Here is a 12,180-nt window from a genome sequence, read left to right on the forward strand (position 1 = left end):
AGCCCATCCTCATGGGCGACCGGGTCGCCGGCCCAACGAGGGCGTCGCCCGCGCCGACGACGCCGGGTCGCCGATGAGGATCGGCTCCTACCACCGCGACGGTCGACGCCCGTGTAGGAGCCCATCCTCATGGGCGACCGGGTCGCCGGCCCAACGAGGCCGTCGCCCGTGCCGACGGGCGCCGGGTCGCCGATGAGGATCGGCTCCTACCGGGAGCGACGCCCCAGGGCCAGTGCCAGGGCCACGTGGACCGGCAGCAGCAGCGCGATCCACGACAGGTTGTACTGCGGCTGCAGGCTCAGCCACTGCAGGATCCAGCCGAGCATCGCGATCGCGGCCACCGCCCACAGCAGCGGGCGGAACAGCCGCCCGGGTGCGCGCCGGCGCAGCAGGGCGATCGCGCCCGGCAGCAGCAGCAGGCACAGCGGACTGAGCAGGAACAGGTTGCGGTTGGCCCAGCCCGCCTGGTGCGCGGTGAAGCCCCACAGGAACACCAGCAGCGCGCCGGCCAGTCCGCACAGCACCCATAGCGGCAGCGCGAATCCGGCGAGCAGGCGAGGACGGCGGCGCGCCGCGAAGATCGCCGCGGCGAGCGACAGGCCGGCCAGCAGCCAGGGCCACCAGCGCCGCGGCGCCTCGACCGGCTCTGGCGCGATCAGGTGCGGCAGCAGTTCCTGTTCGGACTGGACCAGCGGCCGGCCCTGGCGGTTGCGCGCCTCGCGCAGGCTGTCGGCCAGGCGCATCGGCACGAAGGCCTCCTCCCAGCGCGACAGCGCGCGGTCGGCGTAAGGCCCCAGCCCGAGGTCGAAGCCCAGCCACATCCATGGCGCCGGGCTGGCCAGGCGTACCGCCTCGCTGCGATAGGTATTGCCGCGCGAACGTCCGGCCAGCTGCGCCTTCAGTGCGCCGCCCATCGCGGTATCGAGCGCGTCGCGTACCTGGGTGGCGCAGTTGGCGGTGAAGTAGTCGTAGCGGTAGCGCGAGTTCTCGGGCCTGGCACGTTCGGCGAGCAGGGCGGCGAGCGCGCGCGCCTGGTCCGGTTCCAGGTCCAGCCACTGCATGCTCACGCCGCGACCGGCCGCCTGGTACTGCGCCAGGTCCTGCGTGGCCGGCAGCGCGACCAGGTGGTACATCATCTCGCCGCGGATGAAGCGCGACAGGAAGTCCGGCTCCGACGGATCGAAGAAGCCGAAGTTGTACGAGACCGCCTCGCCGCTGTCCGGGTCCACGACCACGATCGCGTCGTGGCCGAAGCGTTCGAAGAACACCTCGCCCGGTTGCATCGTCATCACCCCGATCCGCGGCGCGGCGGCGGCCAGCGCCAGCGGTGGCATCGCCAGCAACATCGCCAGCACCAGCATCCAGGCGAGCGGTCGGGCCAGCACGGCCGGCCAACGTGGCCGGCGCCCGTCGTGCAGCCGCATCAGTCGGCGTCCTGCGGGTCCGGCGCCATCACCGCCACCTGGAACGCGCGCACGCGGCGCGCATCGGCACGGATCACGCGGAACTCGAAGCGGTCCAGCGTCAGCTCCTCGCCGACCTCGGGCAGGTGGCCGATCGCCTCGGTGACCAGGCCACCGATGGTGTCGTATTCGTCGTCCGGGAAACCGGCGCCGAAGCGCTCGTTGAAATCGCCGATCGGGGTGAGCGCGTCGACCACGTACTGGCCGTCGGCCTGGGCGGCGATCAGCGCGCTGTCGTCCTCGGCGTCGTCGTGCTCGTCGTCGATCTTGCCGACGATCTGCTCGAGCACGTCCTCGATCGTGACCAGGCCGGCGACGCCGCCGTACTCGTCGACCACGATCGCCATGTGGTTGCGCGAGAGGCGGAATTCCTTCAGCAGCAGATTGAGCTTCTTGGATTCCGGGATCAGCACCGCCGGGCGCAGCAGGCCGTGGATGTCGCCGGGGCCGTTGTCGGCCACCACGCCGCGCAGCAGGTCCTTGGCCAGCAGGATGCCGAGGATCTCGTCGCGGTCGTCGCCGTGAACCGGGAAGCGCGAGTGGCCGGACTCGACCACCTGCTTCATCAGGTCGAGGAACCGGGCGCTGGCCGGCAGCGAGACCATCTGCGAGCGCGAGACCATCACGTCGCCCACGGTCAGTTCCGACACCGAGATCGCGCCTTCCATCATCCGCAGCGTGTCGGCGTCGATCAGGCCGTCGCCCTGGGCATCGCGGAGGATCGCGACGAGTTCCTCGCGCGTGTCGGGTTCGCCGGAGAACGCGGAACTGATCCGCTCCAGCCATGAGCGCCGGCGCTCATGCGGCTCCGGCGCGGTGCGACTACTGTCGTCTTCGGACATTCGTTGGAGAGAACTGCGCGGTGGGAATGCGGCGGCCCGGCAACCCGGGCGCCGTCACGGAAGTCTAGCGCGGTTGGGCGCCGCCGGGCGAGGGCGCCGCGGTGGTGGCGGGGGCGGCGGCCGGCTCGGCAGGTTCCGCCGGTTCGGGGGCATCCAGGCTGTAGCTGCAGCCGGCCAGGGTCTGGCCCGGATGCGAGTCGACGTTGGAGGCGGTGATCACGGCGGTTTCGACCCAGCCGGGGCTGCCATCCGGCCCGTCGAGCACGGTGGCGCGCGCTTCCTTGCCCGCCAGTACCTTCTGCGGCGTGTCGATCGCCGTTTCCAGCTGCAGCTCGCGCGCCAGCACGCGCGGATCGGGCAGGTCGAGCACCGCCACCACGCCTTCGCCGGCGAAGGCGATGTGGTCGCTGCTGCGGCCGAACACGGTCACGGGCGCGTTCAAGCGGTACTCGACCATGAACGGATTGGACTGCGGCAGCGGCCGCCAGCCCAGCGCCACCGCCTTCAACGGGTCCTGCAGCACCGGCATGTAGGCCATGAAGTCGGCGTGCCCGAGACGGCATTCGATCAGCGCGGACAGGTCCGGGGCCGCTGCCTTCGTGGCGGCGCCGTCCGCGGCGGCGCCGGCGGCGGGAGATATGGCGAAGGCGAGCAGGGCGGTGCGCAGCATGGGCGGTTCATTCCTCCGCATAGGGATCGGGCAGGCCGAGTTCGGCGAGGATGTCGCGCTCGAGCTGCTCCATCGCCTCGGCTTCCTTGTCGTCGTCGTGGTCCCAGCCCAGCAGGTGCAGGACGCCGTGGACGGTCAGGTGCGCGTAGTGCGCGACCGCCGGCTTGCGCTGTTCCTTCGCCTCGCGCGCCACCACCGGCGCGCAGATCACCAGGTCGCCCAGCAGCGGCATCTTCACGCCTTCGGGCAGTTCGGCCGGGAAGCTGAGCACGTTCGTCGCATAGTCCTTGCCGCGGTAGTGGCGGTTCAGCGCGCGTCCTTCCTTGGCGCCGACGATGCGGATCGCCAGGTCGGCCTCGCGGATGCGGCCCCTGAGCGCGGCGGCGACCCACTTGCGGAAACTGGTCGCCGCCGGCACCCCGGTGCGCGGGGCGGCGTAGCTGACGGAGACGTCGAGGCGCACGGGACCCTTGGTCATGGCGGGCTCCTGCCGGTGCCGGACAGCGGGGGTAGGGGATTCATGCCGGCCCGGTCTCCCGGTCCTGCGCGTCGCGGCGGTCGTAGGCGTTGACGATGCGCGCCACCAGCGGATGGCGGACCACGTCGCGTGCCTCGAAGAAGGTGAAGCTCACGCCTTCCACGCCGCGCAGCACGTCGATCGCGTCCTTCAGGCCGGACTTCACGTGCTTGGGCAGGTCGATCTGGGTCATGTCGCCGGTGACCACCGCGGTGCTGCCGAAGCCCAGCCGGGTCAGGAACATCTTCATCTGCTCGATGGTGGTGTTCTGCGCCTCGTCGAGGATCACGAACGCGTCGTTGAGCGTGCGTCCGCGCATGTATGCCAGCGGCGCGATCTCGATGACGTTCTTCTCCAGCAGCTTGACCACCTTCTCCACGCCGAGCATCTCGTACAGGGCGTCGTACAGCGGGCGCAGGTAGGGGTCGACCTTCTGGGTGAGGTCGCCGGGCAGGAAACCGAGCTTCTCGCCGGCTTCCACCGCCGGGCGGACCAGCACCAGCCGCTGCACGCGCGATTCGTTCAGCGCATCCACGGCCATGGCCACGGCCAGGAAGGTCTTGCCGGTACCGGCCGGGCCGATGCCGAAGTTGATGTCGTGGCTGGCGATGGCGTGCAGGTAGCGCGCCTGGTTGGCGCCACGGCCGCGGATCGTGCCGCGGCGCACGCGCACGGCCACGTCCTGCGGCTGGTAGCCGTCGTCGTCGAGCTGGTCGACGTTGGCCTCGTTCAGGCGCAGGTGGATGGCGTGGCTGTCGAAGGTGGTCTCGGCCGTCTCGGCGTAGAGCGCGCGCAGCAGGTGCTCGGCGCTGGCGGCCGCGTCCTCGTCGCCGCTGACGCGGTAGACGTTGCCACGGTTGGCGATCTCCACGCCCAGGCGCAGTTCGATCTGGCGCAGGTGTTCGTCGAACGGACCGGCCAGGTTGGCCAGGCGCTCGGTATCGGCGGGTTCGAGGGTGAAATCGCGTCGGGAGAGGGCGGGCATGGTTCGCACGCGTGGGTCGTGCGGATGTCGGCGGGAGCGGGGAGGAGAGGGTAGCGCGCGGGCGCCGGGGGGCCAAGCGAGGCGCCCGACGAACGGTGCTTGCAATTAATTAATCGTAGGATTAAATATGCCGCCATGCCAGCCACGACCCCACCGCCTTCGCGCGGCAAGCGCTCCCCGGCCACCAGGTCGGCCAAGCCCGCCGCACCGGCGCGCGCGCCGCGGCGCGCGCGCGGACGCCCCGGTCCCGATGCTCCCGACCTGCGCCCGCGCCTGCTCGATTCGGCGCTGGCCTGCTATGCGGCCAATGGCATCGCCGCGACCTCCCTGCGCGACATCGCCCGCCATGCGGAGGTAACCCCCGCGCTGCTCCACTACTACTTCGGCGACCGCGCCCAGTTGCTCGACGCGGTCGTGGACGAGCGCGTGCTGCCAGCCACCGCGCCGCTGCGCGAGTCGCTGCAGCGCGTCGACGACGACATCGCCGCGCTCGTGGCCGCGTTCGTCAACGGCATGGCCGCGGTGATCGCCCGCCACCCGTGGTTGCCGCCGCTGTGGGTGCGCGAGGTGGTCAGCGAGGGCGGCGCACTGCGCGGCCTGCTCACCGAACGCGTGGCGCCGCCGATCGCCCAGCTCATGGCGACCCGCTTCGCGGCAGCGCAGCAACGCGGCGAGCTCAATCCCGACCTCGATCCGCGCCTGCTGATGGTGTCGCTGATCGGCCTGACCCTGTTTCCCGCCGCCGGCGCGCCGATCTGGCGCCGGCTGTTCGACGCCGACGACCTCGGCGTGGACGACCTGCGCCGGCATGCGCTGGCGCTGCTCGACCGTGGCCTGGAGCTTCCCGATGCATGAACTCGAGCGATCCGATCCGATCCGACCCGATCTGGTCCGACCTGAGCGGGTCCGCTTCGGCCTGATCCGACCCGTGACCCTGCTCGCCTGCCTTGCGCTGGCCGCGTGCGGGCGCGAAGCGCCGCAGGCCCTGGGCACGCTGGAGTGGGACCGGATCGCGCTGCCGGCACCGGTCGCCGAGCGGATCGTGGAGGTGCAGGTGCGCGAGGGGCAGGCGGTGAAGGCCGGCGATGTCCTGCTGCGGCTGGATCCGGTGCGTACCCGGGCGCAGCTGGAAGTCGCCCGTGCCCAGGCGCAGCAAAGCGGCCAGGCGCTGGCCGAACTGCAGGCCGGTCCGCGCACCGAGGCCATCGCCCGGGCGCGCGCCGAACTGGTCGCCGCCCAGGCGCAGGCCAAGGACGCCAGCACCTATTACACGCGCCTGCAGCCGCTGGGTCGCCAGCAACTGGTCTCGGCGGCGATGGTCGATCGCGCGCGCGCCGACGCGGACAACGCGCAAGCGCAGGTGGCCGCCGCCCGGCAGGCGTTGCTGGAACTGGAGCGAGGCACCCGCAAGGAACAACTGGGGCAGGGCGAGGCGGCATTGGCGGGTGCGCAGGCGCATGCGAGCGACCTGGAAGCGCTGCTGGACAAGCTTGAGGTTGCCGCGCCACGCGACGGCCGCGTGGACAGCCTGCCGTACCGGCTCGGCGACCAGGCGCCGATCGGGGCTCCGCTGGCGGTGCTGCTGGTCGGCGAAGCTCCGCACGCGCGAATCTACGTGCCTGAGCCGCTGCGTGCGCGGGTGAAGGTCGGCGACACTGTGCGCGTGCATGTCGAAGGCGGCCGGCCCGCCGACTACGCCGGCCGCGTGCGCATGATCCGCAGCGAGCCGGTGTTCACGCCGTACTACGCCCTGACCGGGCGCGACGCGGCGCGGCTGAGCTACCTGGCCGAGGTGGCGCTGGAGGCCGAGGCGGCGGGCCTGCCGGCCGGCCTGCCGGTGCGGGTGGAATTCGATGGCGTCCCCTGACGTGCCAGCCGCGGCACCGCCGGCGTCGGCTGGCGACGGCATCGCTATCCGCGCACGCGGCCTCACGCGGCGTTTCGGCGCACTGGTCGCGGTCGACCACGTCGACCTGCAGGTGCCGCGGCGCAATGTCTACGGATTCCTCGGGCCCAACGGCTCGGGCAAGTCGACCACCATCCGCATGCTCTGCGGCCTGCTCACGCCGAGCGAAGGCCAGATCGAGGTGCTCGGGCTGCGCATCCCGGAGCAGGCCGAGGCACTGCGCAGCCGCATCGGCTACATGACCCAGAAGTTCTCGCTGTTCGAGGACCTGAGCGTGCGCGAGAACCTGGAGTTCCTGGCCGCCGTGCAGGACCTGCCCAGGGACCGCGCGCGCCGGCGGATCGACCAGCTGGTCGAGCAGTACCACTTCACCGACCGGCAGAAGCAGTTGGCCGGCACCATGAGCGGCGGCCAGAAGCAGCGCCTGGCCCTGGCCGGTGCGGTGATCCACGAGCCCGAGCTGCTGTTCCTGGACGAACCCACCAGCGCGGTCGATCCCGAATCGCGGCGCGACTTCTGGGAGAAGCTGTTCGAACTGGCCGACGCGGGCACCACGCTGCTGGTGTCCACCCATTACATGGACGAAGCCGAGCGCTGCCACCGGCTGGCGATCCTGGACCGTGGCGTGCTCGTCGCCGACGGCTCGCCGGCCGAGCTGACCGGTGCGCTGGCGGGGCGCACGCTGGCGGTGCAGGCCGCCGAGCCGCGGCGCGCCAGGGCCGCGCTGGTCGGCGCGCCCGGCGTGGTCAGCGTGGCCCAGATCGGCAACAGCCTGCGGGTGCTGCTCGACGGCACGGCCGGCGCCGCCGACGGCGTGGACGCGGCGCTGCACGAGGCCGGCATGCAAGCGCAGGTGGAGCCGGTCGCGCCGAGCCTGGAGGACGTGTTCGTATCGGCGACGCGCCGGCGCCTGGCGGAGGAGGCGGCGTGAACGGGCGTCGGCTCTGGGCGGTGATGCTCAAGGAGTTGCGGCAGATGCGCCGCGACCGGATCACCCTGGCCATGATCGTCGGCATCCCGGTGATGCAGCTGCTGCTGTTCGGCTATGCGATCAACACCAACCTGCGCGACCTGCCGGCCGGGATCGCCGACCAGGCCGGTACCGCCGCCTCGCGCGCGCTGGTGATGGACATCGTCGCCACCACGGTGGTGAAGCCGGTGCGCTTCGAGCAGACCCCGCAACAGCTGATGGATGCGATCCGCCGCGGCGAGATCGGGATCGGGATCGTGATCCCGGCCGACTTCGAGCGCCGCCGTGCCGAGGGCCGTGAACAGGTGCAGATCCTGGTCGACGGCAGCGACAACGCCATGCAGAGCGCGGCCGCCCAGCTGGCGCAGGTGCCCGTGGCCGACACGGCAGGGGCGGCTTCGCCGGCGACGCGGCTGCTGTCGCAGGCGCCGATCAGCGTGGTCGCGTTCTTCAATCCCGAACGGCGCTCGGCGGTGAACATCGTGCCGGGGCTGGTAGGCGTGATCCTGACCATGACCATGGTCCTGTTCACCGGTGTGTCGATCGTGCGCGAGCGCGAACGCGGCAACATGGAGCTGCTGATCGCCACGCCGGTCAGCAGCGCCGAGCTGATGGTCGGCAAGGTGCTGCCGTACGTCGTCATCGGCCTGGTGCAGACCACGCTGGTGCTGCTGCTGGGCCTGTGGCTGTTCCAGGTGCCGATGGTCGGGCATGTGCTGCACGTGTACCTGGCCGCGGTGCTGCTGATCGTGGCCAACCTGGCGCTGGGGCTGCTGATCTCGACCCAGGCCAGGTCGCAGTTCCAGGCCATGCAGATCACTTTTTTCGTTTTCCTGCCCTCGATCCTGCTGTCCGGCTTTATGTTCCCGTTCGCGGGCATGCCGGCGGTGGTGCAGTGGATCGCCGAGCTGCTGCCGCTGACCCACTTCCTGCGCCTGGTACGCGGGATCATGCTGCGGGGCGCCAGCCTGTGGGAGCTGTGGCCGGACGTGCTGGCGCTGGTGGCCTTCACCACGGTGATGATGACCACGGCGATCCTGCGGTTCCGCAAGCGGCTGGATTGAACGGGGTGAGGTTGCTGCGCGCTTTGAGCGTGCGTGTAAAGGCGACGGCAAAGGCAAGGCAACGGCGCTGGTCTGGCGGGCTTCGGGTGGAGCCGCGGCAGGCCGGGGGTGTCGTAGCCGCTCGGGCGTACATCCCTGTACGCACTCGCTACCGCGGCCATCCATGGCCGCTGCTACGACACCCCCGGCCCGCCGCGTCTTCTGCGGGCTGTGAGGCCAAGGCTTCTTCGCAGGTTCCAAGAAGGCTGACGGCTGGCGCGGTCGCGCATTAGCTTTTCGCCAAGGTGGGAGAAGCGATGATCGCGACGTTGCAAGAGGACGCCGTGTCTCCGCTATCCGGGGCAAGTGGCACAGGGATGTGCCACGGCCGCGAGTACGGACAGGGATGTCCGGCCGAGCGGTGCACCGGATAGCGGAGGCACGGCGGCCCCGTCCGGAGCTGGCGCTCCTGCCTTGAACGCCTTGTGAGGTCTCAGGCCGCCACGTCGCGGTCGGTCACCACCCGCCCGCGCAGCGAGTTGGTCAGCGCCTCGGTGATGAGCACGTCGACGAACTGGCCGACCAGGCGCCGGTGACCGGGGAAGTTCACCGAGCGCATGTTCTCGGTCTTGCCGGTCAGCTCGTCGGGATTCTTCTTCGAGGGGCCTTCGACCAGCACCGACTGCACGCTGCCGACCATCCGCCGCGAGATGCCGGCGGCGTACTCGTTGATGTGCTTTTGCAGGCGTTCCAGCCGCGCGTGCTTGACCGCCTCGGGCGTGTCGTCTTCCAGGTCGGCGGCCGGGGTGCCGGGGCGGCGCGAATAGATGAAGGAGAAGCTCTGGTCGAAGCCCACGTCCTCGATCAGCTTCATGGTCTTGTCGAAGTCCGCGTCGGTCTCGCCGGGGAAACCGACGATGAAGTCCGAGCTGATCGAGATGTCCGGGCGCACCGCGCGCAGCTTGCGGATCTTCTGCTTGAACTCCAGCGCGGTGTAGCCGCGCTTCATCGCGCTCAGTACGCGATCGCTGCCGGCCTGGACCGGCAGGTGCAGGTAGTTGGCCAGCTGCGGCACGTCGCGGTAGGCCTCCACCAGCGAGTCGGAGAACTCCAGCGGGTGCGAAGTGGTGAAGCGGATCCGGCCGATGCCCTCGATCTGGGCGATGGTGCGGATCAGCAGGCCCAGGTCGGCCAGCTCGTCGGTGCCATCCATGGGCCCGCGATAGGCATTGACGTTCTGGCCCAGTAGGTTGATCTCGCGCACGCCCTGGGCAGCCAGTTGCGCGACTTCGACCAGCACGTCCTCGAACGGGCGGCTGACCTCGGTGCCGCGGGTATAGGGCACCACGCAGAACGAGCAGTACTTGGAGCAGCCCTCCATGATCGAGACGAACGCACTGGGACCTTCGGCGCGCGGCTCGGGCAGGCGGTCGAACTTCTCGATCTCCGGGAAGCTGATGTCGACCTGCGGGCGGTCCTGTTCGCGGCGGGCGCGGATGAGTTCGGGCAGCCGGTGCAGGGTCTGCGGGCCGAACACCAGGTCCACGTACGGCGCGCGCTTGACGATCGCCTCGCCTTCCTGCGAGGCCACGCAGCCGCCGACGCCGATGATCACTTCGCGGCCGTTGTTCTTGAGGGCCTTCCAGCGGCCGAGCTGGCTGAACACCTTCTCCTGCGCCTTCTCTCGGATCGAGCAGGTGTTGACCAGGACGACGTCGGCTTCTTCGGGGTCGTCGGTCAGTTCCAGCCCCTCGTGCTCGGCGAGCACGTCGGCCATCTTGGCCGAGTCGTACTCGTTCATCTGGCAGCCGTGGGTCTTTATGTACAGCTTGCCGCGGGCGCCCCCGGGGATCGCGCGCGGGGCGCTGGCCGGCAGCGGGACCAGGGCGGGGGCAGGGGCGGCGGCGGGCGCGATGGCGGCGTCCGGACGCAGGTCCGGCGTGGCGTTCATCCCGGTCATGGCGGTTAATCCAGGCGGGTGGGGCGCGCATTGTAACGGGGGCGGGCGCCGGTGGGCGTCCGATCCGCGACCCAAGGCACGTTTTTCCGCTTGTCGGACAACGGCTTGGCAAGGGTCGGGGAAGCTGGGAGACTCCGCGCCATGAAGGGGATGTTGGGGAAAGCGGGCGCCATGCTGCTGGCGCTGGCCGCGCTGCCGGCCAGTGCGGGCACGCTGTACCGCTGCGTCGGCGCGGACGGGGTGTCCAGCTACGTCAACAAGCGCATTCCCGGCGCGCAGTGCAAGGTCTTCAGCCAGTACACGCCCGACCGCCGCCGCGCACCGCCGCCGGCGACAGTCCCGGCCGCGGCCACCGTTTCGGCCCCGGCGTCGGCCGGTGGTTCCGCTGCGCCGACCCTGGTCCCGGCATCCAGCCGCACCGACGCGATCGTTCCGGCGCCGCTGCCGACGAAGCGGGCGGCCGCGCCGCAGCGGCGCGTCAGCGGCCAGGTCTACTCGTACATGAAGGACGGGGTGCGCCACTTCAGCAGCCGGCCGCCGGGCCGCGGCGCCGGCGCCAGCCAGGTGCGCACGGTCGCCTACAGCTTCATCGAGACCTGCTACGCCTGCGCGGTCAATCCCGGGGTGAGCTTTGCCACCGTGCGCCTGAATACCAGCGCCTACCAGGCGGAGATCGCCGCGGCCGCGCGCGAGTTCGGGGTCGAGGAGGCGATCGTGCGCGCCATCATCCATGCCGAGTCGGCCTACAACCCGTCCGCGCTCTCGCATGCCGGGGCCCAGGGCCTGATGCAGCTGATGCCCGCCACCGCCCGCCGGTTCGGGGTCGCCGACAGCTACGACGCCGGCCAGAACATCCGCGGCGGGGTCCAGTACCTGGCCTGGCTGCTCAAGCGCTTCGACGGCGACCTGACCCTGGCCGCGGCCGGCTACAACGCCGGCGAGGGCGCCGTGGACCGGTACAAGGGCGTCCCCCCGTACAGCGAGACCCAGCGCTACGTGCAGCGGGTGGGCGTGCTCGCCGAGCGCTACCGGGGCGTACTGGCGTCGCGGTGAGGCCGGTGGCACGGCCCGGACCGTGCCATTGTCCGCCTGTTAAGGCTTCCGTTACACTTCGTCGTCTTTTGCGGACGGCGCGCCTTCCTGGCGACGGGGCCCGTACCGCAGGCAGCCAACGCTACCAAGCAGAAGTTTTTCGGAGTGCCGGATGGCCAACGATGAGGTCCACAAGCCCGTAAACACGGGCCGACGCCGGTTCCTGACCGCGACCACCGCAGTGGTCGGCGCCGTCGGAGCAGGTTTCGCCGCAGTACCGTTCATCAAGTCGTGGAACCCCAGCGCCCGGGCCCGCCTGGCCGGTGCCCCGGTGACCGCCGACATCAGCGCCCTCCAGGAGGGCCAGCGCCTGATCCTCGAGTGGCGCGGCCAGCCGATCTGGATCGTCAAGCGCTCCAAGGCGATCCTCGAGGCGCTGCCCACCCTGGACAGCCACCTGCGCGATCCGCTGTCGCAGAACGCCGACCAGCAGCCGGCCTACGTGCTGGAGGCCAACCCGGAGCTGCGCTCGCTCAAGCCCGAGATCTCGGTCCTGGTCGGCTTGTGCACCCACCTGGGCTGCTCGCCGGAGATGGCCGCCGAGATCCGGCCCGAGCCGTTCGACCCGGAATGGAAGGGCGGCTACTTTTGCCCGTGCCACAAGTCGCGCTTCGACATGGCCGGGCGCGTGTTCCAGGGCGTGCCGGCCCCGACCAACCTGGTCGTGCCGCCGCACCACTACGCCGACGACAACACGATTGTCGTGGGCGTCGATCCGCAGGGGGCGTAAGC

General features: G+C 70.7%; 12 protein-coding genes. 6 read left to right on the forward strand and 6 right to left on the reverse strand.

Annotated features, from left to right (window positions below):
• Positions 1–206: 206 nt before the first annotated feature.
• From ABKA19_RS12305 to ABKA19_RS12325, 5 genes are all read right to left on the reverse strand, one after another.
• Positions 207–1,361, reverse strand: a complete 1,155-nt coding sequence (locus ABKA19_RS12305; protein WP_353689382.1) for a lipoprotein N-acyltransferase Lnb domain-containing protein — start codon at positions 1,359–1,361, stop codon at positions 207–209.
• Positions 1,362–1,423: 62 nt separating this feature from the next.
• Positions 1,424–2,305 carry a CorC family transporter gene (locus ABKA19_RS12310; RefSeq protein WP_162376778.1) on the reverse strand — a complete coding sequence of 294 codons (882 nt, stop codon included), beginning with the start codon at positions 2,303–2,305 and terminating at the stop codon, positions 1,424–1,426.
• Between the two features lie 64 nt (positions 2,306–2,369).
• Positions 2,370–2,975, reverse strand: a complete 606-nt coding sequence (locus tag ABKA19_RS12315; RefSeq protein WP_353689148.1) for a hypothetical protein — start codon at positions 2,973–2,975, stop codon at positions 2,370–2,372.
• A gap of 7 nt (positions 2,976–2,982) precedes the next feature.
• Complete coding sequence (gene ybeY / locus ABKA19_RS12320; RefSeq protein WP_353689149.1) at positions 2,983–3,453, reverse strand: rRNA maturation RNase YbeY; 471 nt, start codon at positions 3,451–3,453, stop codon at positions 2,983–2,985.
• 40 nt (positions 3,454–3,493) lie between these two features.
• Positions 3,494–4,477, reverse strand: coding sequence for a PhoH family protein (locus tag ABKA19_RS12325; RefSeq protein ID WP_162376781.1), 984 nt, complete (start codon positions 4,475–4,477; stop codon positions 3,494–3,496).
• A gap of 135 nt (positions 4,478–4,612) precedes the next feature.
• Here ABKA19_RS12325 and ABKA19_RS12330 point away from each other — a divergent pair, with 135 nt between their 5' ends.
• From ABKA19_RS12330 to ABKA19_RS12345, 4 genes are all read left to right on the forward strand, one after another.
• Positions 4,613–5,332 carry a TetR/AcrR family transcriptional regulator gene (locus ABKA19_RS12330; protein ID WP_353689150.1) on the forward strand — a complete coding sequence of 240 codons (720 nt, stop codon included), beginning with the start codon at positions 4,613–4,615 and terminating at the stop codon, positions 5,330–5,332.
• Positions 5,333–5,405: 73 nt separating this feature from the next.
• A complete protein-coding gene (locus ABKA19_RS12335) occupies positions 5,406–6,344 on the forward strand; it encodes an HlyD family secretion protein (protein WP_353689151.1) in 939 nt (312 codons plus the stop codon).
• A gap of 46 nt (positions 6,345–6,390) precedes the next feature.
• Positions 6,391–7,314, forward strand: a complete 924-nt coding sequence (locus ABKA19_RS12340; protein WP_353689383.1) for an ABC transporter ATP-binding protein — start codon at positions 6,391–6,393, stop codon at positions 7,312–7,314.
• Positions 7,311–8,417 (forward strand): ABC transporter permease, encoded by a 1,107-nt coding sequence (locus ABKA19_RS12345; protein ID WP_353689152.1) that lies wholly within the window; start codon positions 7,311–7,313, stop codon positions 8,415–8,417. Before ABKA19_RS12340 ends, ABKA19_RS12345 begins: the two co-directional genes overlap by 4 nt.
• A 472-nt stretch (positions 8,418–8,889) precedes the next feature.
• Here ABKA19_RS12345 and miaB read toward each other — a convergent pair whose 3' ends face one another.
• Entirely contained in the window at positions 8,890–10,347 is a 1,458-nt protein-coding gene (gene miaB, locus ABKA19_RS12350) for a tRNA (N6-isopentenyl adenosine(37)-C2)-methylthiotransferase MiaB (RefSeq protein ID WP_353689384.1), read from the reverse strand.
• Between the two features lie 150 nt (positions 10,348–10,497).
• Between miaB and ABKA19_RS12355 the strand changes: the two genes are divergently transcribed.
• Together ABKA19_RS12355 and petA are read left to right on the forward strand one after the other, a co-directional pair.
• Entirely contained in the window at positions 10,498–11,409 is a 912-nt protein-coding gene (locus tag ABKA19_RS12355; protein ID WP_353689153.1) for a lytic transglycosylase domain-containing protein, read from the forward strand.
• A 151-nt stretch (positions 11,410–11,560) separates the two neighbouring features.
• Positions 11,561–12,178, forward strand: a complete 618-nt coding sequence (petA, locus tag ABKA19_RS12360; RefSeq protein WP_353689154.1) for a ubiquinol-cytochrome c reductase iron-sulfur subunit — start codon at positions 11,561–11,563, stop codon at positions 12,176–12,178.
• Positions 12,179–12,180 lie beyond the last annotated feature (2 nt).

The organism is Pseudoxanthomonas sp. Soil82, from assembly GCF_040446535.1.
In the GTDB taxonomy this organism is placed as follows: Bacteria; Pseudomonadota; Gammaproteobacteria; order Xanthomonadales; family Xanthomonadaceae; genus Pseudoxanthomonas; species Pseudoxanthomonas kaohsiungensis.

Excerpts from the sequence above, each read along its gene's own strand:
- ABKA19_RS12305 (WP_353689382.1), bottom strand. The coding sequence starts at position 1,361 with ATGCTGGTGCTGGCGATGTTGCTGGCGATGCCACCGCTGGCGCTGGCC.
- ABKA19_RS12310 (WP_162376778.1), bottom strand. The coding sequence starts at position 2,305 with ATGTCCGAAGACGACAGTAGTCGCACCGCGCCGGAGCCGCATGAGCGC.
- ABKA19_RS12315 (WP_353689148.1), bottom strand. The coding sequence starts at position 2,975 with ATGCTGCGCACCGCCCTGCTCGCCTTCGCCATATCTCCCGCCGCCGGC.
- ybeY (WP_353689149.1), bottom strand. The coding sequence starts at position 3,453 with ATGACCAAGGGTCCCGTGCGCCTCGACGTCTCCGTCAGCTACGCCGCC.
- ABKA19_RS12325 (WP_162376781.1), bottom strand. The coding sequence starts at position 4,477 with ATGCCCGCCCTCTCCCGACGCGATTTCACCCTCGAACCCGCCGATACC.
- ABKA19_RS12330 (WP_353689150.1), top strand. The coding sequence starts at position 4,613 with ATGCCAGCCACGACCCCACCGCCTTCGCGCGGCAAGCGCTCCCCGGCC.
- miaB (WP_353689384.1), bottom strand. The coding sequence starts at position 10,347 with ATGAACGCCACGCCGGACCTGCGTCCGGACGCCGCCATCGCGCCCGCC.
- ABKA19_RS12355 (WP_353689153.1), top strand. The coding sequence starts at position 10,498 with ATGAAGGGGATGTTGGGGAAAGCGGGCGCCATGCTGCTGGCGCTGGCC.
- petA (WP_353689154.1), top strand. The coding sequence starts at position 11,561 with ATGGCCAACGATGAGGTCCACAAGCCCGTAAACACGGGCCGACGCCGG.